The organism is Candidatus Bartonella washoeensis Sb944nv (assembly GCF_000278135.1).
Classification (GTDB): domain Bacteria; phylum Pseudomonadota; class Alphaproteobacteria; order Rhizobiales; family Rhizobiaceae; genus Bartonella; species Bartonella washoeensis.
The window spans coordinates 216,340-243,113 of sequence record NZ_JH725024.1 but is presented as its reverse complement, the minus strand read 5'-3'; the positions used below and the strand labels follow the sequence as shown (position 1 = coordinate 243,113).

The window sequence follows — 26,774 nt, the reverse complement described above, 5'->3', positions numbered from 1 at the left end:
ATAGTAGAACAAGACATGTCTGGTGAAATTTCGTAATGGATTTTACGCTTGAGTTTTTTGTTCGAGATTAGTTTAATGTTTTGAAAAATTAGTGTGTTGAAAAAGATGAGGTATAAAATATTTACACTTTAATAATTCTCATAAAGTGGGAACTTTGTAGGTGTTTACCTTTAAGTGTTTTTTGTCCTTATTGCTGTGTTCTCTGCCATGAGTATAGAGAGGAAAGAGCGTGAATCCTATCACAAGAGAGGCGATCCGCAACGCGTTACATAAAGTCAAAGGACCAAATTTTGAAAGCGATATTGTATCTTTGGGGCTTCTTTCAGAAATATTGATTGCTGATGGCAAGGTTTTCTTTTCCATTACAGTTCCTGATGGACGTGTGCAAGAGTGGGAATCATTGCGCCGTATTGCTGAAGAAGTGGTGTGTGCTATGGAGGGGGTTGAATCTGTTGTTGTCACACTTACGGCAGAAAAAAAACCGATGATATCTTCTCAGATGCATAGAGATGCAATATCAAAACGTAGGGCAAATCTATTACCTATGAAAATGCCGATAGAAGGTGTGCGGCATGTAATTGCGGTTGCTTCTGGAAAAGGTGGAGTTGGCAAATCTACAATGGCGATCAATATTGCCTTAGCTTTACAAGATTCTGGTTTTAAAACAGGTTTGATGGATGCGGATATTTATGGTCCATCTTTGCCACGTTTGACAGCGCTTGTTAATCAAAGAGCACAGCTCATTGGTGGGAAAAAGCTTCAACCGCTTGAAAAGTTTGGTCTTAAATTAATGTCGATGGGATTTTTGGTTGAAGAGGAAAAGCCAGTGGTATGGCGTGGTCCTATGGTGATGGCAGCTGTGACGCAATTGCTAAGAGATGTTTTATGGGGACCTCTTGATGTTTTGGTGGTCGATATGCCACCGGGAACAGGGGATGCACAATTGACACTTGCTCAACAAGTACAGTTAACGGGTGCGCTGATTGTTTCTACTCCCCAAGATCTGGCCTTGATTGATGCGCGTAAAGCGATAGAAATGTTTATGAAAGTTAATATTCCCATTTTAGGGCTTATTGAGAATATGAGTTATTTTATTGCTCCTGATACAGGAAAACGCTACGATATTTTTGGCTATGGTGGCACGCGCGTAGAAGCGGAACGTCGAGGTGTCCCTTTCCTAGCAGAAGTGCCGCTGGATGCAGCTTTACGGTCTTCTTCTGATGATGGTATGCCCATCTTTGTTGCTAAGCCTGATGGGGAGAATGCTAAGCTTTATCGTAGAATTGTGGATCAAGTAAAAAACAGATTTTTTTAAATTTGTGTTTTTTTTTGTAGGGTTTGCTAAGAAACAATAATTAAAAACATAAAGAGCTTTTTTGGGTGTGCTTCTAGTGTGTGCGTGCTTCTTGTTGAAGGAGGTGTTTCAAAGGTTCAACAAATAATAAATGGGTTATGCAAGTGGGTGATTCAAGGGGGATTTCCAAAGCTTATCATATGAGGTAGAGCAGTAAGGTGAAAAACGAGCTGCGGGCATTTACGCTAAAGAAAATTGTAAGCAAATGAGGATAATTAAAGCAAAATTGCATAGACCGTAAAAGGTATTCTAAAAACAGCGTATTAAAGAAAACCTCTATCTATATGTTTATGAAAGAAAAAAGTCTCTATCGAGGCATGAAAGGAGCGTTTTTCGTTATCCAGCATCCTAACGGAAAGGTTGGAGAGAATAGTGTAAAATGAGATATGTTAATCCTGAGGTTATATATTTCTTCAAAAACGCTACAGTCAGTTGTTTTGGTTGCTAAAAAGAGCGATTTACGTTTGCATGGAAGTGTTTTTATTTCAAATGGATGGGGCAAGTTTGAAAAATGCCGGTTATTAAGGGTAATCGGGATAATCAAGAGGGGAGTATAAGATAGAGGAATGGATAGAATTGTTGCTTCTGCGATTGAAAAAGCGGCTTTAGAAAAGTTATTTGGATTGATATATGGTGTTGGTCACTTCGGGAATTGATTTTTCTGGAAGCGATAATGCTGATCAGAACGGATGATAATGCTAAGAAAGTCATTGGATACTCGGGAAAGTCATCTTTTTACGATGCGACTGATTATTTAAGCGACTGATCCTTTGGTGTTGGCAAAAAAAATTTGGCAGATATGGCTTATGATTACAGGTAAAAGATTTAGTGAAAGTTGATGGAGAGAGGTACTTGAATATGAAAGAAATGCATGCGTGAAAAGGCATATTTTATAGGTGCTCATGCTTATTCTGCACCTCTGATAGAGCCAGCGCTTTATCTCGTGGCAACACCTATCGGAAATCTTGCCGATATCACTCTTCGTGCTTTGCAAGTTCTTGCAGGCGTTGATGTTTTAGCGTGTGAGGATACCCGGGTAACGCGTATTCTTTTAGAACGCTACGGTATTCAGAAAAAAACATTTCTTTATCATGAACATAATGCGCAAAAAGCAGGGCCGAGGTTGTTAGCGGCTTTGGCAGAAAATAAAACTGTTGCACTTGTGTCAGATGCAGGAACACCACTTATTTCTGATCCTGGCTTTAGATTGGTGGAAGAGGCGCGCAAAGCTGGTCATAAAATCATTCCGATTCCTGGTGCATCAGCTCTTTTAGCTGCTCTTGTCGCGACAGGGTTGCCTACGGATAGTTTTTTCTTTGCGGGTTTTTTGAGCGCGCGCAAGGCACAGCGCCAAAAGCGGTTAGAACAATTAAGAGCTATTCCCGCGACATTGGTTTTTTATGAATCGCCTCATCGGCTTGTTCAGACTTTGCAGGACATGGTCTCTCTTTTTTCGGCGGATCGACCTGCTGCAATATGTCGGGAATTAACAAAAAAATTTGAAACCGTGGATGTTTCCAATCTAGGAAATTTGTGCGAGAGTTACAGTAAGCAAGCGCATATTCGTGGAGAAATCGTTGTGCTTGTTGGAGAAGCGCCTCCCTCTTTGGAGGTGATGAGCGATCAAGAGATTGATGACATGTTATTAGAATTGGCGTGTACGCATTCTGCAGCTCAAACAGCTGCTTTGGTGGCAAAAAAAACTGGCTTAAAAAAGCAGGAACTTTTTCAGCGGTTGAATTTTTTGAAGGATGCGTAAAAGATGCATAGGGCTCTGCAAAGAGAACGCAGAAAAAAGTCTTTCTCTCGAGGTGTTCGTGCAGAAAAATGGGCAGCTTGGTGGTTGCGTTTTAAAGGGTTTCACATTGCTGAAATTCGTTTTCGAACAAAGTGTGGTGAAATTGATTTAATTGCGCGGCGTGGAAATCTGGTTTTAATCGTCGAAGTAAAAGCACGCTCAACATTGGATGAAGCAATAACTGCCGTTTCTCCAATGAATGAGAGGCGCATTGAGGCAGCGGCCGATATTTGGTTAGCACGACAAAAAGATCATGCTCTTTTATGTGTACGCTTTGATCTGATCGCGATTGTGCCATGGCGTTTCCCGCATCATATTCCAGCGTTTTTTACTTCTGATAAGTGAGGGTTTTTAGGGCACTTTAGCTATGGTCGATAAAAAACATTTTGTTTTTATATATAGATGGGGTAGAAAAAGCAAGTAACAGTTTGAGCGCTATGAGGAGCAAAAGATGGACGATTATGAAAAGTTTGCAACTGGCTTGTTGATTGTTTTTGGGGCGTTGATTATCGGTGGTCTAATGGCCATGCATATTGTGCTTATGAATAAGCCAGGTTTTTTATTTGCATTAGCAGCAGCTGTCGTTGGTTGGTTCTCTGCTTTTGCAGTTCTTTTTGATAAGCCCAAAATCTATTTGGGATTAATTATTCTTGCTATGTTATGTGTTGCTTCCTCAATCAGTGTTTATGTTAGTTAAAATGTATGAGGTACTGGTTGAGCTCCCTTTAAAATTATGAGAGTGAGAAGTAGAAATGAAGATTGGCTTTTTGGGAACGGGTAAAATTAGCGCTTCAATGGTCGAGGGCTTAATGACAAGCGCTTTTGATGTTTCTTCCATTATCATCTCACCACGCAATGCGCAAACTGCACAGCGCCTTTCGCACAACTATGATAAGGTTATGATTGCTGAAAACAATCAAGCATTACTGGATGAAAGTGATTGTATTTTTCTTTGCTTGCCTAATCAAATTGCAGAAGAAGTTTTGCGTTCTCTTCGTTTTCGCCCAGAACAGCTTGTTATTTCTGTTCTTGCTATGGCAAAAGCAGCACAAGTTGAAGAGTGGATAAATCATGAGGTTTATCGTGCGGTTCCACTTCCTTTTGTGGCACAATGTAAAAATTTGACGCCAATTTATCCTGATCATCGATTTTTACGCAGTTTATTTGATGCGTTGGGTGGCACATTAGTGTTGGATGCGGAAGAACAATTTAATCTTTTCATGACTGCCGGTTCACTGATGGGGGTTTATTTTAATTTTATAGAAACAGCACATCAATGGTTTGTAACACAGGGCTTAAAAAAAGAGCAGTCGGCAGATTTTCTTGCCATGATGTTTGGAAACCTTACGGATGAAATGCGCAAAATTACAGCAGCTGATTGTCACACATCTCTTGATTTTTCTCTACTTGAGAAAGAATTTTCAACAAAGGGAGGAACAAATGAACTTTTATCAGACTGTTTTTCTCGTCAAGGGGGAAGAAGTGCTTTAATAACGGCTCTTGAGACTACTTTGCAAAAAATGAATGCTCCGTTTACACATTAAAATACTGAGTTAATATTTTCTTTTTTCATCCGAATGATAGGGTATTGGTTGTGTTTATTGATATCGATCTACGTGAAAACAGATCTACAAAATTGTTTTCTATGCATACGCAATAGCAAGAAAATTGATGTTCGGGATAATTGCTGTCATATGTTGATTTTTAGTATAAATTAGCATCACATCTATTGAAACGATCCCTTCGGTACTGTCGTCTTTCATTCTGATCAGGAAAAACTCTTTTCAATGGTAGATCAATAAAAGGGATGGCATGTGTATCGAAAAGTAGTTTTAGAATGGGTGGAATATGCATTTATGAATTTTTTAAAGACAAGAGCAATTGCAATATAGGGGGAAGTATAATGGTTGGCACCAGCTTTTTACAAAAAATTGAAATTGTCAGAATAGCTTTGTCTCCAGTATTTTATTTTGAGGTATCTTATTTATTTTGTCATTAGAGGGGTAAAAAGCATTCAATAAGAGCATATGATATATTTTCTTGTTGCGAAGAGTTTCCATGCCGTGGTGAGAATATTTTATTGGGTATATAAAGTGTGTTTCACTTTGTGAAAGGATTGTGTACATTGATGGTGTGACGTAGGGATCTTGATCTGGACTAGGCACTCTGATTGATTACGTTTTTATAGATTCCGATTTCAGCAAAATGAACAATAATTACATATTGGGGTAAAGCGGTCCTTCATTGCCTTGTGGACAGGTCCAATTGATGTTTTGGTTGGGATCTTTGATATCACATGTTTTACAATGTATGCAGTTTGAAGCATTGATAACATAAGTTTCGTGATCATTATGATTGAGCCATTCATAGACAGCTGCAGGGCAATAGCGTGCGGAAGGTCCTCGATAGATTGCGTATTCAGAGTTTTTTTGTTTTTCTAGTGAAGCTATTTTTAAATGGCAAGGTTGGTTTTCTTCATGGTGTGTATTAGAAAGTGCGACACTGGAAAGGCGATCAAAGGTTACAACACCATCTGGTTTTGGATAAGCAATTGGTTGAAATTTTTCTGCTGGTTTGAGACATGCATAGTCTGCTTTTCCATGGGAGAGTGTTTTAAATAAGGAAAATCCGAACAACTGTTGCCACCACATATCAAAGCCAGCAAGTTTAATTCCATATTTTGTACCATATTTTGCCCAAAGTGGTTTGGCGTTGCGTGCTTTATAAAGATCTTTGCCAATGGGACCTTTTCGCCAATGCGTTTCGATTTCTTTGACTTCATCATGAGCACGGCTTTTAGCAAGAGCTGAAGCGATTTTTTCAGCTGCCAATATACCTGATAAGATAGCATTGTGTGATCCCTTGATACGAGGGACATTGACAAAACCGGCAGAACAGCCAATGAGTGCTCCGCCAGGAAAGGTGAGTTTTGGTACAGATTGCCAACCACCTTCACTGATGACGCGTGCACCATAAGAAAGGCGTTTTGCGCCTTTGAAGATTTCATAGAGTTTGGGATGTGTTTTAAAACGTTGAAATTCTTCGAAAGGAGAGAGGTAGGGGTTTTTATAATCTAAATGCACAACAAAACCGACAGAAATTAAGTTTTTTTCCTGGTGATAAAGAAAACCTCCACCGCCGGTATCATTATCTAATGGCCAGCCGATAAAATGTTGAACTAAACCAGGCTTATGTTTTGAGCGATCAACTTCCCAGAGCTCTTTGAGACCGAGACCAAATTTTTGTGGTTCACGGTTTTTGCTGAGTTCAAATTTCTGTATTAGTTGTTTTGCTATTGAACCACGAGCTCCTTCTGCAATGAGAGTATATTTTGCCAGTAACGCCATACCGGGCATATAATTTTCTCCAGGGGTTCCATCTTTATTAAGCCCCATATCACCTGTAAGAACGCCAATGATAGCTCCGTTATCGTTTTGGATGGTATCCGATATGGCAAATCCAGGATAGATTTCAACACCAAGTGCTTCGGCTTTTTTGCTCAGCCAGCGACAGACATCACCAAGCGAAACGATATAGCAACCATCATTTGATAAGATTTTTGGGCGAAACACATTGGGGAATATTGTAGCGTGCTTTGGTTTTAACAAAAAGAATTGGTCATTGGTAACAGGCGTTTTGAAGGGATGATCATGTTCATTTCTCCATTCTGGTAAGAGTGTATCAATGCCAATAGGATCAACAACTGCACCAGATAGAATGTGAGCGCCGACTTCACTTCCTTTTTCGACGATTATGACAGAAAGTTCAGGGTTAATCTGTTTCAGACGAATTGCAGCGGAAAGCCCTGCAGGTCCTGCACCTACAATCACTATATCAAATTCCATACTTTCGCGTTGGTGATGCAGAGGTGCGTGCATAGCTTATAAAGCTTTCTCCAATTCAGGAATAATGTGGTGAAGATCGCCTACAAGGGTGTAATCAGCAATTTGCACGATAGGAGCTTCTTCGTCTTTATTAATGGCTACAATAACTTGTGCATCCATTATACCAGCTAAATGTTGAATTGCACCAGAGATGCCGACAGCAATATAGAGTTCAGGAGCAACGACTTTACCTGTTTGTCCAATTTGCCAATCATTAGGAGCATAGCCTGCATCAACAGCTGCGCGGCTGGCACCCAAAGCAGCTTCTAGTTTGTTTGCAAGAGGGAGAAGAAGTGCCATAAATTGCTCTTGTGAACCAAGACCGCGTCCGCCTGATACAATAACACGAGCTGAGGTGAGTTCAGGGCGATTGCTTTTGCTAGTTTCTGCTTTTACGAAAGAAGAAAGGTTGGGATTAGCGGCTGGTGATATTGTTCTAATGGGTGCAGCATCATTTTTTTGTGGAGTTGGCGTGAAAGAGGCTGTACGGACTGTTATAACCTTTTGAAGATCATTCGTGCGTACAGTTTGAATGGCATTTCCTGCATAAATTGTTCGTTTGAAAGTATCAGGTGCAATCACGGCGATAATGTCTGAAATTTGCATAAGATCAAGAAGGGCAGCTACACGCGGCATCACGTTTTTTCCGGTGCTTGTAGAGGCAGCCATGATCACATCATAATCATTCGCACATTTTATGATTGTGTCGGCTAAAGGTTCGGCCAAATGATGTGCTAGATACTCAGCTTCAGCAACAAGAACTTGCCGTACATCGGTGAGTTTGGCGCTGTTTTCAGCGATCTCTTGAACGTTCGTTCCACAAACCAAGATATCGATATCATTGCTCATTGCTCGAGCCGCAGTGAGTGCTTTTGCGGTTTCTTCTGTATTGTGTTCGGCCAATAAAAGAATTGCCATAAATTTTTATCCTTTTATACAGTGTTGCTTCTGATCCATTATTTATTGAACGTTAAATGCAATTTTTTTGTTTTAGCGCACTGATAAGCTCTGCTACATTGGTTAGTTTGATACCGGGTTGACGGGGTTTTGGTTCTTCAACGCTAAGAATCGTTAAGCGTGCTCGTGTCTCTACGCCAAGATCCGTAAGAGCTTTTTGTTCAATGGGTTTCTTTTTCGCTTTTATTATATTGGGGAGAGAAGTATAGCGTGGTTCATTTAACCGTAAATCAGTAGTCATAATTATGGGGAGGGGGAGGGTAAGGGTTTGTGTACCATTGTCTACTTCTCGGATGACTGTAGCATGTCCATCTTTTATGTCCAGATTGGAGGAAAAAGTTGCTTGTCCCCAGCCAAGAAGGGCAGCTAACATTTGCCCAGTTTGATTGCTATCGTCATCAATGGCTTGCTTGCCCAAAAAGACCATATCTGGTTTTTCTTCATGTACAATGGCCTTGAGAATCTTAGCAATCGCTAAAGGTTCTAGTGTTTCCTCTGTTGTGACAAGGATTGCGCGATCCGCTCCCATTGCCAATCCCGTTCGCAAAGTTTCTTGTGCTGCTTCTGGTCCAATGGAAACAAGAACGACTTCAGAAATTTTTCCAGATTCTTTTTGGCGAATTGCTTCTTCCACGGCGATTTCGTCAAAGGGGTTCATAGACATTTTTACATGGGAGAGATCAACGCCTGTGCCATCGGGTTTAACACGTATCTTGATGTTATAATCAACAACACGTTTGACAGCGACAATTATCTTCATGATGATCCTCTTTGTTTGTATGCTCACAAGTTTATAGTAATAACCACAAGAAACCAAATTGTTTAGAACGGAATCTCACTTAATCATTGGTTTTCCTATTATATAATTTTTTATGTGTGCTTATATTTTTTATCATTGTTACGCATCTTTATTTTGTTTTTTATGTTCTCATAATTGCCAACTTCACTTGAATAAAAAGTAAAAAACAATGAACATTTATTTCAAATGAATGTTTTCATCATAGTTTGTAAAACAGTTGTACGAAAAGAACTTGAAATAAGAGGGGTGCAGAATGATAAATAATTTACGAATAGCAAATGAGGATATCGTTTTTTGGTTCCGTATCTCAGTTTACAAACGAGTATAATAGCTATTAAAGATAATGACAAAAGAATAAAAAAGCCAAAGAGGGGGAGAATTTCTTAATTGAAGCGTTTAAAAGCAGGGAAATTAAATATCACATGTTTCAATATTTCTAACAAATGTTTTAGGAAGTTCTTAAAGCTCTATTTACTAAAATAGAGCACACTTCCCACTCCTTTATGCGATTCTTTGCAAAAGATTAATGAGATGTAGCGTTTGTGAATACTGAATACAATGAGGGGTAGCATTTGTGAATACGAAGAGTCATAATACTAAGCAAGTTCAGCATGATAAACCTTCTTCTTTTGTTGTTGAACCAAAGGGAAGGGTAAGCACACCTGCTGAAGTGACGATGTCGGATATCGCTAAAAAATTACGCTCTGTTTACACACAAATGCAGATGAAACATTCGCCTCATCATTTGACACCACGCAATTTGGTGGAAGAGAGTTTTAAATCTTATTTGGATGATATTAGTCGGGCTATTTTAGCTGAATATTATATGCGTCGCCAAAAAGAAAAAAAGCTTTTTGAGCATTTGGAGCAGATTAAAACGCTTATTCAAAATTTGCAAAGTGAAAAGAAAAGTTTAGAAGAAGCAGCGGCAGTAGCACGGCCTGTTTCTCGTTCAAAACCTCTTGATTCTGTTGTGCAACACCTTGCTCATATGGCATGTGGGGAAAACCAAGAACGGTTTTCGCTCAAAGAGGCGCCAAATTTTTCGGAGCAAAACAATATAAATCCAGTCTCTCCAAATGCTATAAACGCGTTGCAACAAGGTGGTAAAAGTTCTTTGCCAGCAGAAGCTAAAAAGCCTTCTTCAAAAGAGGATGATAGGTTTGTAGAAAGTTCTATAACAGAAGGGAAGTGTTCAGATGTTCAAGCATCTGGTCGTTGCATTGAGTATGATCAATATGCTTCTTCTTTAAAGGTGGATTCTCTCTTAAAAAGAGAGCCTCTGGGGATTTTCTTTTTTTTACGTTATCCTGTTAAAAAATTGCTTCCTTATTTTTTAACCATTGCATTTATGGTGACGATAACATTATGTTTTTATAGTTTTTTTAAAAGGAGCTCGCTTTTTTAATTTGATGATGTGAGGTTAAAATAACATAAGATGTATGCAATTTTTGATTTTATAAAGGCATGTATGGCATCTAAAGTTGTTTTTTTAAACACGCAACAAAGGTTATTAGAGAAGGAGCTCAAAATTAACTAGAAAACCTCAAATTATCTTGAAGGTTCTATAAGTGAGTATTTATTTACCAATTGCTGAAATGTCACTCAACATGCTGATCTTGATTGGTATGGGAGTTGTTGCTGGTTTTTTTTCAGGCCTTTTTGGAATTGGTGGTGGTTTTCTCATCACGCCTTTATTGATTTTCTATAATATTCCTCCTGCTATTGCTGTTGGAACAGGGGCTAACCAGATGATTGCATCATCTGTAACAGGGGCGATTACACATTTTAGAAGGCGCACTCTTGATATCAAACTTGGTCTTCTTTTGGTAATTGGAGGGGGGATAGGCTCTTTAATCGGGATTCAGATTTTTTCTGTGCTGAAAAAATTGGGCCAATTAGATCTCATGATTTCGCTTCTTTATGTGCTTCTTCTTGGGAGCGTAGGAACTTTGATGATTATTGAAAGTTGGTGCGATATGATGCGCCAGCGTAAGGCACCAAAAGTCAATGTTCGTCTTGCTGGTAGACATAATTGGATTCACCGCTTGCCATTTAAAATGCGTTTTCGGACATCAATGATATATGTCAGCGTTATTCCCGTTTTAGGAATTGGTCTCATTGTGGGGTTGTTGTCTTCGATTATGGGAATTGGTGGTGGATTCTTTATGATACCAGCGTTGATTTATCTTCTGCGTGTCCCAACCAGTGTGGTGATTGGAACCTCACTTTTTCAGATTACATTTGTGTCCTCTTTTACCACAATTTTGCAAAGCGTGAGTAATCAGTCAGTTGATATTGTTTTGGCTTTTTTACTGATGCTTGGGGGAAGTATTGGTGCGCAATATGGAACACGTGCTGGACGAAGATTAAAAGCTGAACAATTGCGTATGGCGCTTGCATTTTTGGTGTTGATTGTATGTATGCGGCTTGCTTTCCAATTATTTGTACGCCCTGATAATCTTTTCTCTCTGGATATTCTGATGAGATAAAAATGGATAGATTCTTTTCTTTATGTATCATTACAGGTTGCTTTTATGTAGTTTCTTTTTCTACGTGGGCACATGTTGGTGCGAAAGCTACATTTATTGATCAAGTCGACCACGAAACTATCCAAATTATCGTAACGACTAATATGATCACGGTTGATGCACATTTCGATGGTCGTGATCTTTATATTGCTGGTGTTTTGGAAAATATCGATCCGTTATATTCTCGACAGAACCGTTATGATATTGTTGTCAGCTTAGAAGGGCAAGCGCGGCCGATGGTTATGCGGGAAAAAAAGCGGAATGCTGGAGTTTGGGTTAATGCAGATTCCCTTGTTTTTAAAAATGTTCCTCTTTTTTATTCGATGGTTACAACGAGTGAAATTGATGATATTACTACCGTTGAAGAATATAAACGCTTGGGGCTAGGATTATCCTATTTATTGCTGCAGACGGATGAACAAGATCAGGAAAAAGTACAAATCTTTCGTGATGAACTCATAAAATTGCAAAAAGCCAAAAATCTTTATCATGAGGAAGTGGGTGGCGTTCATTTTGGTTCTGGTGCACTTTTTACAGCACATTTTCGTTTACCGCCAAATACCCCTGTTGGACATTATCAGGTCCGTGCTTATCTTTTTCGCGATGGGCAGTTTATTGATAGTGCGACCACAACTCTTGAAATCGTTAAAGCACATATTGCTTATACAATTTTCCACGCAGCTCATAGGCATAGTTTCTTATATGGACTTGTTGCAGTACTTGTGGCTGTTAGTACAGGCTTTTTATGCCGTTTGATTTTGCGAAAAGATTAGGAAAAGGGAGACCATAAGACATTTATTTTTTGCGGAAAATGCGTAAAAAAAGAAAAATAGGCACAACAATGACGGCTCCCATCACGGTGATATGGAAGAGATTTGTGAAAGTTATAAATCCTGTTTTCCATAGAGATTTTAAAAATTCCATTATTTTCTGCATCAGATTTTGAGGTGTCCACCCAAGAAAATTCATCACAATACCAGCGAGGAATGAAAGGGTAAGCAATTTTATAGCAACACGCCCTAGTGATCCTCCAAGAAATGCATGAAAAGAGTTGGACATATTTTTTCTTCTCTTTATTTTGATACGCTTTTGCATATATTGTGATTGTGTTGCATAATACAATGGTGTTATTATAATAAAGGAGAAACAATATTTTTTTTGTTATTTTTTCTTACTTCTCTTTCAAGTTTACCACCTTGTAATACTGGTGTAACATCTGTGCTAGTTTCTGAAACACGTTCGTGTTCTGTTGGCATTTTCCGTATTACTTTCATAGTACTCCTTTCATTAATTTGGTGAGTATTCTTCACTTTTTTAGGATTTGTAAGGATATATTTATAATGTTGCGATATCTTTCATGATGGTAAGACTTTCAGCACATTGACGTCTCCTCTAAAACATTAATATGTTGCGTATAGAATGGGATTTCAAACCATCCTATTTAAAAAAGAGACTACCCCTTTTGATAAAGAAATACTCAGATAGATATTAAAACTGGATGTTTCAACCTCCGTCAATTAAAAAAATGATAAATTTATTTTTTGAAAAAACAGGGGCAATAAATTTAGCAAGAGTTAGTGTTTCTAAAATAGCAGGGGATTTTCAAAATGTGTTGTTGAAGAAAAGTTTGCTTATGTGTGTGTGGGCAAATACTAGGTTATCGTCATGTTTATGGTTGGGGTTATGTCGTTCTTTGCCTTAAAAGATGATAAGGTGCAATTGAGAGCCATTATTTAGAGGGGAATTCATGGAAAAGCTTAAATTTCCTCCTGAAGAAGGCATGGAAAGCGTTGCCGTAGACAAGTTTATCACTCACTTATGGGCATCAAAATATCAAATTGTTATTGAGATTCTTGCATAAACCGGGGGTACTTTAATGACATTTATAGAAAATCGCAAGAAGAAGTTTGAAGAAGAGGTCATGTTTGATAATGCAAAGAAGAAATCTTTGCTTTCTATGGACTCAATTATAGGTTTTGTGACATCATCAATAGAGCGTTATCAGTCGTAATATCTTCATCGTAATCGGATTGTTTTTCGTTATTATTGGGGTTTGTTTTATACGTGTTCAGGGGGAAAACCGAGTGTTTGGCAAGTGGCTGCTGCTTTTGAAAGTTTTGTGTTTTGCCTCTAGGAGGCGTGTTTTCTAAGCCTGATTTTATTATTTTTGCGTGTTGTTGCATCAGGGAATTTATAAAATAATCTTAAAAGGAAAAGTTTATGGACTTAAAAAGAAAAACATTGAAAAGCAGCAGTTCTTTTATTTCTGCTGTTATTGCACTGGGGATGTTTGTGCAACAAGTTTCAGCAAAAACACCTGTCGATACCCTTGTGATGGCTTGGAATCTCGATGCAATCAGTACATTTGACCCTGCGCAACTTAATGATCGCTATGGAATTGAAGTGGTTAACAATATTTGTGATAATTTAGTCGTTTCGGCTACAGATGATGCTACTAAAATTGTTCCCTCTTTGGCAAAGAGTTGGGATGTTTCGAGTGATGATCAGAGTACGGTGATTACTTTTCATTTGCGTGATGATTTGAAGTTTAATGACGGTCGATCTGCTTATGCCAATGATGTTGTTTGGGGCATGAGGCGGGTTGTTCAATTGAAGTTGTCTAACGCGGCAACGTTTAATGAATATGGTATCACTGAACAAAATGTTGATGAGGCGCTTCAAGCACAAGATGAGAAGACGGTGGTGATGAAATTTGATAAGCCTTATCCAGCAGAGCTTATTCTTAGCAATATTTCCACTAATCGCACTGCTGCTTTGCTTGATCGTGAAACGATTATGAAACACGAACAAGATGGTGATATGGGAAACCGATATTTGGCCAGTCATGCTGCTTGTGTTGGTCCTTATCAGTTAAGTAGTTGGCGTCCTGGAGAAGCTCTTTTATTGCGTGCAAGTTCCAACTATTGGGGGGAAGCGCCTAAGTTGAAGAAGATTTTAATTCGCCATGTTGCCGAGCCAGGAACGCAACGTTTACTGTTGCAAAAACACGATGTTGATGTTGCACGTAATTTGACACCAGAGGATTTGGCAGATCTTCAAGCAACAACAGATATTAAGGTTGAAAAAGTGTTGACGCCGTCCATGATAATATGGGGGTTCAATACAACAAATCCAATTTTTGCCAATGAAAAAGTACGTTTGGCAATGCGCTATTTGATCGATTATGAAGAACTTGGTAAGACCCTTCTCAAAGATGTTGGTATTCCACGTGCAAGCTTTATTCCTCTTGGGAATCTTGGTGCTTTGGATGAAAAAGAAGGGCAACCTTTTAAATTAGATTTGCAAAAAGCTAAGCAGCTTTTAACGGAAGCAGGGTATCCAGATGGTTTTGAGGCAAATATTTTTGCAGGAGCATCTCCTTATCCTTTTGCTTTGCCAATTGCCCAATCTCTGCAAGATAATGCAAAAAAAGTGGGGGTGCGTTTTAAAATTGAGCGTTTTGTGGGTACACTGTTGTTTTCAAAACTTTACGCACGTGCTTTTGATACAATTTTTTTCGGATGGAATAATGATTCTGCAGATCCCCACACAATGGCTTCACGTCTGATTTACAACCCTGATAATCGGTTTGAGGCTAAAAATACGGGTTATCCAAGTTGGTGCCATGGATATTTGGATGAAAAGATGAACCAAAAGGTTAAGGATGCATTGTTTCAAAAAGATCCACAGAAGCGGGCACAAATATATGCTGATTTGCAACGTGAAATTATGCAAAAAGGCCCTTATGCTTTCATCTATCAGACATATGTTTCTGTAGCGATGACACCTGATATTAAAAAATGGGTTTGGAATAGTGCACCACGTATTTTTTATAGTGCAATTGAAAAATAAGCGAATTTAAGTGTGTAAAATACAACAAAAGTGAGATCGTGATATCTTCGACGTTTTGTATATGATTTAAGAATTTTGCAAAACGTTGAAGTTCGTCTGCAACGGATTTATATGTTGTGTATAGAATGTAATTTCAAGACATTCTCTTTTAGAGAGAGATTTCATTCTCATTAAAGGTGTGTTTGTGTAGATGTCAAGATTAAACATTTCAACTTTCGTGAATTAAAAAATGGTAAATTTTTTTAGTGAAAAAACAGGTGCGACGAATGTAGCAGAATTTAGTGTTTCCGAGATAGCTGGGGCTTTAAAGCGTGTTGTTGAAGAGAAGTTTGCTTATGTGCGGGTGCGTGGGGAGATATCGGGGTATCGTGGTGCTCATGCTTCGGGGCATGCTTACTTTGCTTTAAAAGATGATAGGGCGCGCTTGGAGGCTGTTATTTGGCGCGGAGTTATGGAAAAGCTCAAATTTCCTCCTGAAGAAGGGATGGAAGTGATTGCTGTAGGCAAGCTTACAACTTATCTGGGGTCATCAAAATATCAAATTGTTATTGAGGCTCTTGAACCAACAGGGGTTGGCGCTTTGATGACACTTCTAGAAAACCGCAAGAAGAAGCTTGCGGATGAAGGCTTGTTTGACGAAGCTAAAAAGAAACCGTTGCCTTATATGCCACAAATTATAGGCGTTATAACATCACCAACAGGTGCTGTTATCCGCGATATTATTCACCGTATATCGGATCGTTTTCCTTTGCATATTTTGGTTTGGCCTGTACGGGTTCAGGGGGAAACAAGTGGTCGGGAAGTTGCTGCGGCTCTTGAAGGTTTTAATGCGTTGCCCTTAGGGGGACTTATTCCAAAGCCTGATCTTATTATTGTTGCACGAGGAGGGGGAAGTTTAGAAGATTTGTGGGGATTTAATGACGAAGCCGTTGTGCGTGCTGTTTATGCATCTGCTCTTCCTGTTATTTCTGCTGTTGGGCATGAAACGGATTGGACCTTGATTGATTATGTCGCTGATTGGCGCGCTCCAACTCCTACAGGAGCAGCAGAAATGGCTGTTCCCGTTAAGCTTGATCTCGAAGTGCAAGTGGCATCGCTTGGTGCGCGTTTGCGCACCGGATTAGCGCGTTATTTTGATTTTCATCGACAAAAATTGCGTGCTACTCTGCGAGCTCTTCCAACTGCCGATCAAATTTTTGCTTTACCTCGGCGAAGTTTTGATGAAATTTCAAGTCGGTTGCAGCGTGCTCTTTGTGTAAGTTATGATAAAAAACGTTTTTCTTTTTATGCACTTAGTATACGTCTTTCACCGCGTTTGCTCAATACTGAAAAAGCACAACACAATATGAAGGAATATACTGCACGCCTCCACCGTGCTTTTGTGCGCAATGTTGAAAAACAACGTGCTCAGATAGAGGTAGCTTTCAGGCTTTTAAGGAGTACTTCGTATCAGAATATTTTGGAGCGCGGCTTTGTTTTGGCTTTGGGGCAAGAGAATAAGCCTATCAAAAGATTGGTGCAGTTCCCTGAATCAGGGCAAGTGAATTTACGCTTTTTTGATGGTGAAATTAGTGTTTCAACGCATGATCATGTGCTCAATCGATCTTCAAAATCTAAACGGGTAAAGTCTAAGCAAGATGATCAAGAAATGCTCTTTTGATACGATAAATTTAGTGCTGGATGAAGGACTCCTTATGGGAGTGGATGGAAAAGTTCGTTGTTCATGGGCAGGAACTGACCAACTTTATTGTGCTTATCATGATAACGAATGGGGAAAACCTGTTTTTGATGATTCCCGTTTGTTTGAAAAAATTTGTCTTGAAGGTTTTCAGGCAGGACTTTCTTGGTTAACGATTTTAAAAAAAATCTCTCATTTTCGCCAAGCTTTTGATCATTTTGATTTCGAAAAAATTACTTATTATGATGAAGAAAAGATCAAAATATTGATGCTTAATAAAGGCATTATTCGTCATCAGGGGAAAATTCTATCAGTGGTTAATAATGCCTTCAAAGCACGTGAAATAATTGCAGAATGGGGCAGTTTGTCTGACTATTTTTGGTCTTTTCAGCCACCACAATCAGAGCGTTATGAAAAGATAGATTTTCAAATATTCAAGAACAATCCTGTTACACCAGCTTCTCTTCGTCTTTCGGCAGATTTAAAAAAACGTGGTTGGACATTTGTTGGTCCCACAATTTGTTATGCTTTTATGCAGGCAGTAGGGATTGTAAATGACCATCTTGAAGGGTGTTTTTGTCGATAAATTTGCAAAGATCTTTTAGTCTTTTGATAGTTTAATCTGCTGCTTATCACGTGATAATCGCTTTTGGGGGTGAGGGTGTGGTGTAGAACTGGTTTTAACAGCTACAGCGATGTGATTTCAGAAAGGGTGATAAAAGATCGGTTAGCGATTTTTCAGGAGTGTTTTTTTTAAATTTTTTATTTCTGGAAGCATCGTGGATGCAGTTTATACTACTATCGGTTTGAGGAATATTTGTCTGTTGTATTTATACAATGTTTAATAAGACAAATGATTGACATTTTATTCATGGTTTTTGATAGAAGCTGAGTCGTTTTCAGTTTTATCAGCGTAGAGCTATGATGTATTGTTCTGTTTTTTGGAATTTAACGAAATATGTTTGTTAAATTTTACTGAATATAGAGTCATTAGCAATATTTGTATCGTATCCTATTATCAAATGCTTGTGCATGTAATACAGAAAAATAGTGCTATGGAAAATTGATGTAAATCACTTAGTCTGCTTGTGTTATACTTTGTTATCTGATAGCTTTCTTTTTTGGGAAGCGATTTTGCTGTGTGGGCTTCAGTTTTTGGGAAGATTTTTAAGCTCAGGCAGGTTATATCCACTCCATTGCTTAGTTGAATCCCCGGAATTTTCCGTTAGAAAATATAATTGGTGTGGTTTGTGATTTGGTATCGAGTTTGTGTATGTGCGAAGCAATGGTGAACATCAAGATTGGAAAGAATTTATAGAAGTCATGTCTTTTTTGGGGGGGTGAGTATGGTGAATTTTGTTTTTACTCATGAAAAAGTTTTTTTTATTATGCATTTTCTCATTGGCGATGATCTTCTTAGAAAGATGAAGTTTAAAGGAAATATTTCTCATCGCAGTTGTATATTTGTCGAATCGTTTTCTATTGTACATAACAAAGAAAGATTTCTTTTTATTCTTAGCATTCAAAAGCTTAAAGAGCTTTTTACAGGGGCAAAGTTGCAGCAGTGTTGATTTTTTGTGTTTTTCGACTCGTTTAGTTCAGTCTTAATAATACGCTAAAGATAAGCGTGCTCCTTGAAACTGATTGTCTGAGAGGTACAATTATTTTTTTAAAGTTTGCACATTATTATTTTTTGATACAGTTTAAGGGAATGGAATGGTGAATTTATGAATCTCTGTGCAATGGCTTTCTATATGACTTACAACTTAGGAGTGGTTTGAGGATAAGAAGTAGCTTATTGTGGAGGGCAAAAAGGCATTATAATGCGGATATGATACTGGCTGAGTGAAGGTGCGTTGCATGTTTTTTATGGTTTTATTGCAACTTGAGCCAATGACTTCAAAAGTGAATGATTTTATATAGGTGGTCAAAACATTTTTGTTCAGTTTTCGTTATTATAAGTTTATCGTATTATTTTAAAATAATTAATCGATATAATAACTTAAAAGGAAAATTTTATGGACTTAAAAAGAAAAATATTAAAAAGCAGCAGTTCTTTTATTTCTGCTGTTATTGCACTAGGGATGTTTGTGCAACAAGTTTCAGCAAAAACACCTGTCGATACCCTTGTGATGGCTTGGAATCTCGATGCAATCAGTACATTTGACCCTGCACAACTCAATGACGTTTATGGAACTGAAGTTATTGATAATGTTTGTGATAATTTGGTTAGTGCAGCTACAGATGATCCAGCTAAAATGGTTCCCTCTTTGGCAAAGAGTTGGGATGTTTCAGGTGGTGATCAGAGTACGGTGATTACTTTTCATTTGCGTGATGATTTGAAGTTTAATGACGGTCGATCTGCTCATGCCAATGATGTTGTTTGGGGTATGAAACGGATTGTTAAACTAAAGATGGGCAACGCGGCAATATTTAATGAATATGGTATCACTGAACAAAATGTTGATGATGCTCTTCAAGCGCCAGATGAGAAGACGGTGGTGATGAAATTTGATAAGCCTTATCCAGCAGAGCTTATTCTTAACAATATTGTTTCTAGTCGTGCTACTGCTTTGCTTGATCGTGAAACGATTATGAAACACGAACAAGATGGTGATATGGGAAACCGGTATTTGGCCAGTCATGCTGCTTGTGTTGGTCCTTATCAGTTAAGTAGCTGGCGTCCTGGAGAAGCTCTTTTATTGCGTGCAAGTTCCAACTATTGGGGGGAAGCACCTAAGTTGAAGAAGATTTTAATTCGCCATGTTGCCGAGCCAGGAACGCAACGTTTACTGTTGCAAAAACACGATGTTGATGTTGCACGTAATTTGACACCAGAGGATTTGGCAGATCTGCGAGAAAAAACAGATATTAAGATTGAAGAGGTGTTGGAGCCTTCCATGATGTATTGGGGATTCAATACAACAAATCCAATTTTTGCCAATGAAAAAGTACGTTTGGCAATGCGTTATCTTATTGATTATGAAGGACTTGGGAAGACCTTTCTTAAAGGTGTAGGTATTCCACGTGCAAGCTTTATTCCTCTTGGGAATCTTGGTGCTTTGGATGAAAAAGAAGGGCAACCTTTTAAACTTGATCTGCAAAAAGCCAAACAGCTTTTAACGGAAGCAGGTTATCCAGATGGTTTTGAGGTAAATTTTTTGGTGGGGACATCTCCTTATGCATTGTCCATTGCTCAAAGTATCCAAGATAATGCAGAAAAAGTGGGAGTGCACCTAAAAATTGAACGTTTAGCGGGTACGCAGTTGTTTTCAAAAGTTTACGCACGTGCTTTTGATACGACTTTTATAGGATGGAATAATGATTCTGCGGATCCCCACACAATGGCTTCACGTCTGATTTACAACCCTGATAATCGGTTTGAGGCTAAAAATACAGCCTATCCAAGTTGGCAGCATGGATATTTGGATGAAAAGATGAATCAAAAGGTTGAGGATGCATTGTTTCAAAAAGATCCGCAGAAACGGGCAAAAATATATGCTGATTTGCAACGTGAGCTTATGCAAAAAGGACCTTATGCTTTCATTTTTCAGAAATATAGTGTTGTAGCGATGACACCTGATATTAAAAAATGGGTTTGGAATAGTGCACCACGTATTTTTTACAGTGCGATTGAAAAATAAGCACGTATTTAAGTGTTGTAAAATATAAAAAGAGCATGTTCATGATGTAAATGATGAAAAATATCCCCCTGCATAAAAGTGGTTTTAAAGCCATTTAGGGTATAAAATTGCGGGGGGGATTTGCTATAAATATAGTGAAAGTGCGGTTTATAGGTGTGGAGAGATCAATATTGATCAGCATAGAGATAATGTTTCTGAAGATATCTGTTCATTATAGTGTCGGTGGTATACGTCTCAGTTATATAGCTTAGCGTTTGAGTATCTAGCTTAATGAAAGTTAGAGAGAATGGATTGTGTGTTGTGCTGTGCTTTTGAGAGATAAAATAAATAAATCAGAATTGCTTTCGTGTGTACAAGAAAAAATAAAACGCAAAAGGAAGGAATAAAATGAAAAGAAAAGGAATATTGAAGAGCTTTTGTATTTTATTAGTGGTAATTGGGTATTTAAATGCCTCCATATCACTAGCACTAAGTGCATCATCCAAAGATACATTGGTGATGGCGTGGAATATTGATTCAATTAGCAGTTTTGATCCAGCACAATCGGTTGAGGTTGTCACGAGTGAGTTGTTGACGAATATTTGCAGTGCGTTAGTACAGTACGATCGTAATGATCCTAAGAAAGTTCGTCCTGCCATGGCTCAGTCTTGGGATGTTTTAGATGGTGGAAAAAGAATAGTTTTTCATCTCCGTGATGATTTAAAGTTTGATGATGGAAGGAAGGCGACTGCGCAAGATCTCGCGTGGTCAATGCAACGGATTGTTAAATTAGGTTTGGGTTATGCCCAATCTTTGATAAATTATGGATTTACTAAAAACAATGTTGAACAAGATATTCAGGCCCTTGACAATAAAACTTTACAACTGAAATTGGACAAACCTTATCCTATCCAACTTGTATTGACTGTAATTGGGCAGTCCTATGCTTCTGCTTTGCTTGATCGACAAACACTTGAAGCGAAAAGTGTTGATGGTGATATGGGCAACAAATATTTAGCCACGCATTCTGCTTGTGTTGGTCCTTATAAGTTGGTGCGTTGGACCCCGGGGGAGAAAGTTGTATTACAAGCTACACAACATTACTGGGGAGATGATGTACCCAAAATTAAAAAGATTGTTGTGCAGCATGTCGCTGAATCAGCAAGCCAGAGACTTCTTTTGGAAAAAGGTGATGTAGATATAGCGCGTGATCTCTCTTCAGAGGATATCTTAGATATTGAAAAAAAAGGGGGACCGATCAAAATTAGCCGTGTTTTACGACCGCAGTCCATTTATTTATCGTTGAACAATAAAAACGCGATTTTTGCTAACGAAAAAGTAAGGTTAGCACTTCGTTATTTGATTGATTACGATAACCTTGGAAAAACTGTTTTAAAAGGTATTGCAATTCCACGTGCAAGTTATATGCCATTAGGTATTCCGGGGGCTTTAGATGAAAAAGAGGGATTACCGTTTAAATTAAATTTAGAAAAGGCAAAGCAATTAATAAGTGAAGCTGGTTATCCTAATGGTTTTAAGGCCAATCTTTTGGTTGGGAGCCTTACCTATATGTCATCTGTAGCACAGTCTATTCAAGAAAATGCACGCAAAATTGGTATTGAGCTTACAATTGAAAAGATGGCACAAGCTCAATTATTGAGCCGTGTTCGTGGTGGAAATTATGACACTGCTATTATGGGGTGGGGGAGTGCTGATCCTGATGGGCATCCTGCTTCATTAAATCATGTTTTTAATCCTGATCCAACATTTACAAAAAAGCACAATATGTATTTGGCTTGGCGTGCTGGTTATTATGATGAGAATGTCAATAAAATGGTGATGGATACGTTGTTTGAGCAAGATCAAAATAAGCGTATTACACAGTATCGTGCTTTACAGCATTATGTGCTCGAGCACGGCCCTATGGTTTATTTATTTCAGACGTATTATACCGTTGGCATAGGACCAGCAGTCAAAAATTGGGTTTGGAATAGTTTTAGACTTTACTACAATGATGCAGAAAAATATGCGCAGTTACATGAATAAAAATTATGTGGGATGCGTGATTTGAGTTTTTTGATTGTGTGGCGGAAAGGAACGCCACATTCATATTTTATAGATGTTTAGGATCTTATCAAGATGACTTTATCATTTCCAGAAGCCAATAGAGTAGCATCACAAAAGCAGAAAGAAATGTTTGTATGGGACTTTTTTTTAAAGGGATTGAAGTTGCTCATTTCAATTTTTATCACATTGCTTGGTTTGGTGACTATCACTTTTTTTATTGGTCATTTGCTTCCTTTAGATCCGGTTCTTGCTATTCTTGGTGATAATATCAGTCAAGAAGCTTATGATGCCATGTTTTATAAGTTAGGTCTTGATAAACCATTGATTGTTCAATATTGGAATTACCTTTACAATGTATTTTTGTTTGATTTTGGGGATGCATTAACTTCAGGTCGTCCTGTTTTAACAGACATTATGCGTGTATTCCCTGCAACGCTAGAGCTTGCAACAGTTGCTATTGTGATTGGCACAAGTTTTGGTATTCCCTTTGGGGTTTTTGCAGCGATGTATCGTGATTCACCGATTGATTATTTTGTCCGTGTTTTTACACTACTGAGTTATTCAACCCCGACTTTTTGGCTTGGATTGATGGCATTATTAATATTTTATGCTAAACTTGGCTGGATTGGTGGTCCAGGTCGTATTGATTTTATTTACGAATATTCTTTTGAACCCAGAACGGGATTTTTTCTCTGGGATACTCTCTGGCAGGGACAATGGGAAGCTTTTGGCAATGTTTTTAGCCATATTATTATGCCTGCTTTAATTTTAGCTTTCGGAGCTATGGCTTATATTAGTCGTATGACACGTGGTTTTATGATTGAACAGCTTAATCAAGAATATATTATTACCGCGCGTGTGAAGGGATTATCGTGGGCGCGAACGGTTTGGGGGCATGCTTTTCGTAATGCGGCTGTTCAGATTATTACTGTGGTCGCGCTTTCTTATGCTTTTTTATTAGAAGGCGCTGTCTTGACAGAAACGGTTTTTGCCTGGCCTGGCTTTGGTCGTTATTTGACCAATGCACTTTTGGCAGGAGATATGAATGCGGTTGTAGGATGTACTTTCCTTATAGGATTTCTTTTTGTTGCTATTAATTTGTTTTCTGATTTACTTTATCGCATCTTTGATCCAAGGACACGTTGAATATGACAATAATTAATCATCATAAGTCGCAATCGTCATTTTCTTTGAAACATTGGTTAACTGAATCTGTTCCAAGATCAATACTGCAAGCGAATGTACAAAAAATTTATCATTCATCGATCAGATTTTCTCATAATTTTTCGGCTGTATTTGGTCTGATTATTATTTTTGTTATTGTTTTATGTGCAGCTTTTGCTCCTTGGATTGCTACCCATGACTTTATTAGCAATGACCTTGTTCATCGATTGCAGCCGCCGTCTATACAGCATTATTTAGGAACAGATGAATTGGGGCGTGACATTTTTAGTCGTTTAGTTTTTGGTGCACGTATTACTCTCTATATTGTTTTTCTCACAACAATTATTGTCGGACCAATAGGGTTAGTTGTTGGCACTGTAGCTGGCTATATGGGCGGATGGATTGATACTATTCTGATGCGTGTTGTTGATGTTTTTCTTGCTTTTCCAAGTTTGATTTTAGCCCTTGCTTTTTCAGCAGCTTTAGGACCAGGGATTGAAAATGCAGCAATTGCCATTTCAATCGCAGCGTGGCCACCGATAGCGCGTTTGGCACGTGCTGAAACTTTGACTATACGGTCATCTGATTATGTCTCAGCAGTTCGTTTGCAAGGTGCTTCTACTTGGCGAATTATTCTGTTTCATATCGCACCGATGTGTATTCCTTCAGTGGTTGTAAGGTTAACATTAGATATGTCTGGAATTATTTTAACGGCTGCTGGTCTTGGTTTTTTAGGGTTGGGTGCTCAACTTCCAAACCCTGAATGGGGGGCAATGCTTTCGACAGGTCGTGAATTTATGATGACAAGTTGGTGGTTAGCGGCGATGCCAGGTTGTGCAATATTATTTACAAGTCTTGCCTTCAACCTTTTAGGTGATGGGTTTCGCGATATATTGGATCCACGTAATGGATAAAAAATTATTAGAGATAGAAGATTTACGTATTTCTTTTCCGACAATGCGCGGCATTTCAGAAGTTGTGCGCGGCGTTAGCTTTTCTGTGGGAAAGGAAAAAATTGGAATTGTTGGGGAATCAGGGTCTGGCAAATCGATGACTGGACGTGCGCTGTTAAAACTAAGTCCAAAGGCTGCAATCGTTAAAGCCAAAAAAATGCGTTTTGATGATATCGATCTTTTGGCTGCAAATGAACCTCAGATGCGTACTATTAGGGGAAAACGTATTTCAATGATTTTGCAAGATCCTAAATATTCGCTTAATCCATTAGTACGAATTGGGGATCAGATCATGGAAGCTTATCGTATTCATTATCGTGTTTCAAAAATGGATGCGTGGGAAAAAACAATTTCCATGTTAGAATCTGTTCATATTCGCAATCCTGAGCATGTTATGCGTCTTTTTCCTCATGAAATATCGGGTGGCATGGGACAGCGGGTGATGATTGCTATGATGCTTATCCCTAAGCCTGATTTGATTATTGCAGATGAACCAACTTCTGCACTTGATGTCACTGTGAGAAGTCAAGTTTTGTCAGTATTAGATGAGCTTGTGACGAAGTCTGGAACGGGACTTATTTTTATTAGTCATGATTTGAATATGATTGCTGATTTCTGTGATCGTGTTTTGGTGATGTACGCTGGTCGCGTATTAGAAGAATTACCTGCGTGTGATTTATCGCGTGCGCGTCACCCCTATACCAAGGCTTTATTAGACAGTTTACCAAGGCTTGATAAACCAGTTGATGTTTTGGCCGTCCCAGAGCGGGATTCCGATTGGCTGTATGGCCCAACGATTGTTAGTGGTGTTTGAGGGAGCTATCCATGGCCAATTGTGAAAATATTGTTGATGTTTCTAATTTATCTGTAACCTTTGGGCATGGGCACAAAGCAGTGACAGTTGTTAAAAATGTTAATTTCCATATTAAACGTGGAGAAGCTTACGGTTTAATTGGTGAATCAGGATGTGGAAAATCAACGATTTTGAATGCATTGGTAGGGATGATATCTCGTTATAGTGGGCGTTTCCTCTTTGATGGAGAAGAGGTACAGCAAAAAAGAAGCAAAGATTTTTTGCGGCGTATTCAAATAGTTTTTCAAGATCCTTATGCTTCGCTTCATCCACGAAAAATGGTGCACAGTGTTCTTTCAGAATCGCTTGCAATTCATAGTATGGATAACCGAAAGGAAAGAGTGTACGATGTTTTGAATTCTGTTGGTTTAAATTCTTCATTTCTCTATCGTTATCCACATGAGTTATCTGGAGGGCAGCGTCAGCGTATTGCCCTTGCAAGGGCTTTGATTATTGAACCAGAAGTTTTGTTGCTTGATGAACCAACCTCTGCATTAGACGTATCGGTGCAGGCTGAAATTTTGAATTTGTTGAAATCATTGCGGGAAAAAAAGCAATTAACTTATTTAATGGTTTCTCATGATCTCCCCGTTATTGCTCATATATGTGAACGTGTTGGTATTATGCATCAAGGGGTTATTCTTGAAGAACTTGGTAATAATGATCTCCGCAATTTGCATGCGCAAAGTGACTATACCAAAATGTTTTTTGAAGCCAGTATCGAACCTATTGCTCATAGAGAAGAGAGAGTATGAGGAATTTTATAGGAAGGAAAAGGATTTTTTCTGTAATGTAAAATTTTTTCATTTTTTATTATTATATTAAGAAACTATTTAATGATAATATTTTTATCATATTATGTATTTTTATTATGATATATAAATATAATAATGTAATTTATTTTTTATATTATAATTTATTTAATTATATTTTGATAATTAAAATTTTAAATATAGCATTTCTTTACTCTATGATGCTGTATTTAATGGATGTTTCTGATTTTTCTATTGGAATATGTTTTATCTTTTACGCTCTCTGGTTTTTTTTATCCTTTCTCATCTTATTTCTCTAAAAATGCTGAGCTTTTTTTAAAAAAAGCAAGAGTAAGGATATTTGTAATCACAAATAACAATTATGGAAATCTTTAGGTTATTTTCTATCATAAAAAGAGAAGGCTTTTAAAAAGGAGTTCAGATTTATAAATTGAAAAGGCAGCACATTGTGCTGTCTTTTTTATTAATGCAAACAGAATAAACAGGCT

At 38.2% G+C, this 26,774-nt stretch carries 22 protein-coding genes and 1 pseudogene; 18 read left to right on the top strand and 5 right to left on the bottom strand.

Annotated elements, in window-relative coordinates; translation table 11 throughout:
* Window positions 1-229 precede the first annotated feature (229 nt).
* The 5 genes from MCQ_RS05705 to MCQ_RS05685 all read left to right on the top strand — a co-directional run bounded on the left by MCQ_RS05705 (window position 230) and on the right by MCQ_RS05685 (window position 4,696).
* On the top strand, window positions 230-1,315 hold the full coding sequence (locus MCQ_RS05705) for an Mrp/NBP35 family ATP-binding protein (RefSeq protein WP_006924106.1): 1,086 nt from the start codon (window positions 230-232) through the stop codon (window positions 1,313-1,315).
* 910 nt (window positions 1,316-2,225) lie between these two features.
* The gene (rsmI, locus tag MCQ_RS05700) at window positions 2,226-3,113 is read left to right on the top strand and encodes a 16S rRNA (cytidine(1402)-2'-O)-methyltransferase (protein ID WP_006924105.1); all 888 of its coding nucleotides are present in this window, start codon (window positions 2,226-2,228) and stop codon (window positions 3,111-3,113) included.
* A gap of 15 nt (window positions 3,114-3,128) precedes the next feature.
* Window positions 3,129-3,497, top strand: coding sequence for a YraN family protein (locus tag MCQ_RS05695; RefSeq protein WP_199805784.1), 369 nt, complete (start codon window positions 3,129-3,131; stop codon window positions 3,495-3,497).
* Window positions 3,498-3,603: 106 nt separating this feature from the next.
* Complete coding sequence (locus tag MCQ_RS05690; RefSeq protein ID WP_006924103.1) at window positions 3,604-3,849, top strand: hypothetical protein; 246 nt, start codon at window positions 3,604-3,606, stop codon at window positions 3,847-3,849.
* A gap of 55 nt (window positions 3,850-3,904) precedes the next feature.
* The gene (locus MCQ_RS05685; protein ID WP_006924102.1) at window positions 3,905-4,696 is read left to right on the top strand and encodes a pyrroline-5-carboxylate reductase; all 792 of its coding nucleotides are present in this window, start codon (window positions 3,905-3,907) and stop codon (window positions 4,694-4,696) included.
* 672 nt (window positions 4,697-5,368) lie between these two features.
* Here the strand turns inward: MCQ_RS05685 and MCQ_RS05680 are convergent.
* The 3 genes from MCQ_RS05680 to MCQ_RS05670 are packed head-to-tail and all read right to left on the bottom strand — an operon-like array spanning window position 5,369 to window position 8,753.
* Complete coding sequence (locus MCQ_RS05680; protein ID WP_006924101.1) at window positions 5,369-7,030, bottom strand: electron transfer flavoprotein-ubiquinone oxidoreductase; 1,662 nt, start codon at window positions 7,028-7,030, stop codon at window positions 5,369-5,371.
* Between the two features lie 3 nt (window positions 7,031-7,033).
* Complete coding sequence (locus MCQ_RS05675; protein ID WP_006924100.1) at window positions 7,034-7,954, bottom strand: electron transfer flavoprotein subunit alpha/FixB family protein; 921 nt, start codon at window positions 7,952-7,954, stop codon at window positions 7,034-7,036.
* Window positions 7,955-8,006: 52 nt separating this feature from the next.
* Window positions 8,007-8,753 (bottom strand): electron transfer flavoprotein subunit beta/FixA family protein, encoded by a 747-nt coding sequence (locus MCQ_RS05670; RefSeq protein WP_006924099.1) that lies wholly within the window; start codon window positions 8,751-8,753, stop codon window positions 8,007-8,009.
* A gap of 613 nt (window positions 8,754-9,366) precedes the next feature.
* Here MCQ_RS05670 and MCQ_RS05665 point away from each other — a divergent pair.
* The 3 genes from MCQ_RS05665 to MCQ_RS05655 all read left to right on the top strand — a co-directional run bounded on the left by MCQ_RS05665 (window position 9,367) and on the right by MCQ_RS05655 (window position 12,096).
* Window positions 9,367-10,200 (top strand): hypothetical protein, encoded by an 834-nt coding sequence (locus tag MCQ_RS05665; protein WP_006924098.1) that lies wholly within the window; start codon window positions 9,367-9,369, stop codon window positions 10,198-10,200.
* A 163-nt stretch (window positions 10,201-10,363) separates the two neighbouring features.
* The gene (locus MCQ_RS05660) at window positions 10,364-11,284 is read left to right on the top strand and encodes a sulfite exporter TauE/SafE family protein (RefSeq protein WP_006924097.1); all 921 of its coding nucleotides are present in this window, start codon (window positions 10,364-10,366) and stop codon (window positions 11,282-11,284) included.
* Between the two features lie 2 nt (window positions 11,285-11,286).
* Window positions 11,287-12,096 carry a TIGR02186 family protein gene (locus MCQ_RS05655; RefSeq protein WP_006924096.1) on the top strand — a complete coding sequence of 270 codons (810 nt, stop codon included), beginning with the start codon at window positions 11,287-11,289 and terminating at the stop codon, window positions 12,094-12,096.
* Window positions 12,097-12,118: 22 nt separating this feature from the next.
* Here MCQ_RS05655 and MCQ_RS05650 read toward each other — a convergent pair whose 3' ends face one another.
* Window positions 12,119-12,382 (bottom strand): DUF6460 domain-containing protein, encoded by a 264-nt coding sequence (locus MCQ_RS05650; RefSeq protein ID WP_006924095.1) that lies wholly within the window; start codon window positions 12,380-12,382, stop codon window positions 12,119-12,121.
* A gap of 71 nt (window positions 12,383-12,453) precedes the next feature.
* Complete coding sequence (locus MCQ_RS09375) at window positions 12,454-12,597, bottom strand: hypothetical protein (RefSeq protein WP_006924094.1); 144 nt, start codon at window positions 12,595-12,597, stop codon at window positions 12,454-12,456.
* Between the two features lie 602 nt (window positions 12,598-13,199).
* Between MCQ_RS09375 and MCQ_RS09820 the strand changes: the two genes are divergently transcribed.
* From MCQ_RS09820 to MCQ_RS05595, 10 genes and pseudogenes are all read left to right on the top strand, one after another.
* Window positions 13,200-13,334 carry a hypothetical protein gene (locus tag MCQ_RS09820; RefSeq protein WP_006924092.1) on the top strand — a complete coding sequence of 45 codons (135 nt, stop codon included), beginning with the start codon at window positions 13,200-13,202 and terminating at the stop codon, window positions 13,332-13,334.
* A gap of 209 nt (window positions 13,335-13,543) precedes the next feature.
* Window positions 13,544-15,175, top strand: a complete 1,632-nt coding sequence (locus MCQ_RS05640) for an ABC transporter substrate-binding protein (RefSeq protein ID WP_006924091.1) — start codon at window positions 13,544-13,546, stop codon at window positions 15,173-15,175.
* 229 nt (window positions 15,176-15,404) lie between these two features.
* The gene (xseA, locus tag MCQ_RS05635; protein ID WP_006924090.1) at window positions 15,405-16,835 is read left to right on the top strand and encodes an exodeoxyribonuclease VII large subunit; all 1,431 of its coding nucleotides are present in this window, start codon (window positions 15,405-15,407) and stop codon (window positions 16,833-16,835) included.
* On the top strand, window positions 16,813-17,439 hold the full coding sequence (locus MCQ_RS05630) for a DNA-3-methyladenine glycosylase I (RefSeq protein WP_035008057.1): 627 nt from the start codon (window positions 16,813-16,815) through the stop codon (window positions 17,437-17,439). Before xseA ends, MCQ_RS05630 begins: the two co-directional genes overlap by 23 nt.
* A 1,432-nt stretch (window positions 17,440-18,871) precedes the next feature.
* Window positions 18,872-20,497, top strand: coding sequence for an ABC transporter substrate-binding protein (locus MCQ_RS05620; RefSeq protein ID WP_006924087.1), 1,626 nt, complete (start codon window positions 18,872-18,874; stop codon window positions 20,495-20,497).
* Between the two features lie 387 nt (window positions 20,498-20,884).
* Complete coding sequence (locus tag MCQ_RS05615; protein WP_006924086.1) at window positions 20,885-22,522, top strand: ABC transporter substrate-binding protein; 1,638 nt, start codon at window positions 20,885-20,887, stop codon at window positions 22,520-22,522.
* 93 nt (window positions 22,523-22,615) lie between these two features.
* Window positions 22,616-23,689 (top strand): ABC transporter permease, encoded by a 1,074-nt coding sequence (locus MCQ_RS05610; RefSeq protein WP_006924085.1) that lies wholly within the window; start codon window positions 22,616-22,618, stop codon window positions 23,687-23,689.
* Window positions 23,690-23,691: 2 nt separating this feature from the next.
* Complete coding sequence (locus MCQ_RS05605) at window positions 23,692-24,621, top strand: ABC transporter permease (RefSeq protein WP_006924084.1); 930 nt, start codon at window positions 23,692-23,694, stop codon at window positions 24,619-24,621.
* Between the two features lie 79 nt (window positions 24,622-24,700).
* Window positions 24,701-25,474 (top strand): annotated as a pseudogene (locus MCQ_RS05600) (ABC transporter ATP-binding protein); the annotation flags it as partial.
* Window positions 25,475-25,485: 11 nt separating this feature from the next.
* Window positions 25,486-26,268 carry an ABC transporter ATP-binding protein gene (locus tag MCQ_RS05595; RefSeq protein ID WP_006924082.1) on the top strand — a complete coding sequence of 261 codons (783 nt, stop codon included), beginning with the start codon at window positions 25,486-25,488 and terminating at the stop codon, window positions 26,266-26,268.
* The last annotated feature ends 506 nt before the right edge of the window (window positions 26,269-26,774 follow it).

What these genes read in the sequence shown, in the direction of transcription:
- rsmI (WP_006924105.1), top strand. Translation starts at nt 2,226, where the DNA reads ATGCGTGAAAAGGCATATTTTATAGGTGCTCATGCTTATTCTGCACCT.
- MCQ_RS05690 (WP_006924103.1), top strand. Translation starts at nt 3,604, where the DNA reads ATGGACGATTATGAAAAGTTTGCAACTGGCTTGTTGATTGTTTTTGGG.
- MCQ_RS05685 (WP_006924102.1), top strand. Translation starts at nt 3,905, where the DNA reads ATGAAGATTGGCTTTTTGGGAACGGGTAAAATTAGCGCTTCAATGGTC.
- MCQ_RS05680 (WP_006924101.1), bottom strand. Translation starts at nt 7,030, where the DNA reads ATGCACGCACCTCTGCATCACCAACGCGAAAGTATGGAATTTGATATA.
- MCQ_RS05675 (WP_006924100.1), bottom strand. Translation starts at nt 7,954, where the DNA reads ATGGCAATTCTTTTATTGGCCGAACACAATACAGAAGAAACCGCAAAA.
- MCQ_RS05670 (WP_006924099.1), bottom strand. Translation starts at nt 8,753, where the DNA reads ATGAAGATAATTGTCGCTGTCAAACGTGTTGTTGATTATAACATCAAG.
- MCQ_RS05655 (WP_006924096.1), top strand. Translation starts at nt 11,287, where the DNA reads ATGGATAGATTCTTTTCTTTATGTATCATTACAGGTTGCTTTTATGTA.
- MCQ_RS05650 (WP_006924095.1), bottom strand. Translation starts at nt 12,382, where the DNA reads ATGTCCAACTCTTTTCATGCATTTCTTGGAGGATCACTAGGGCGTGTT.
- MCQ_RS09375 (WP_006924094.1), bottom strand. Translation starts at nt 12,597, where the DNA reads ATGAAAGTAATACGGAAAATGCCAACAGAACACGAACGTGTTTCAGAA.
- MCQ_RS09820 (WP_006924092.1), top strand. Translation starts at nt 13,200, where the DNA reads ATGACATTTATAGAAAATCGCAAGAAGAAGTTTGAAGAAGAGGTCATG.
- MCQ_RS05640 (WP_006924091.1), top strand. Translation starts at nt 13,544, where the DNA reads ATGGACTTAAAAAGAAAAACATTGAAAAGCAGCAGTTCTTTTATTTCT.
- xseA (WP_006924090.1), top strand. Translation starts at nt 15,405, where the DNA reads ATGGTAAATTTTTTTAGTGAAAAAACAGGTGCGACGAATGTAGCAGAA.
- MCQ_RS05630 (WP_035008057.1), top strand. Translation starts at nt 16,813, where the DNA reads ATGATCAAGAAATGCTCTTTTGATACGATAAATTTAGTGCTGGATGAA.
- MCQ_RS05620 (WP_006924087.1), top strand. Translation starts at nt 18,872, where the DNA reads ATGGACTTAAAAAGAAAAATATTAAAAAGCAGCAGTTCTTTTATTTCT.
- MCQ_RS05615 (WP_006924086.1), top strand. Translation starts at nt 20,885, where the DNA reads ATGAAAAGAAAAGGAATATTGAAGAGCTTTTGTATTTTATTAGTGGTA.
- MCQ_RS05610 (WP_006924085.1), top strand. Translation starts at nt 22,616, where the DNA reads ATGACTTTATCATTTCCAGAAGCCAATAGAGTAGCATCACAAAAGCAG.
- MCQ_RS05605 (WP_006924084.1), top strand. Translation starts at nt 23,692, where the DNA reads ATGACAATAATTAATCATCATAAGTCGCAATCGTCATTTTCTTTGAAA.
- MCQ_RS05595 (WP_006924082.1), top strand. Translation starts at nt 25,486, where the DNA reads ATGGCCAATTGTGAAAATATTGTTGATGTTTCTAATTTATCTGTAACC.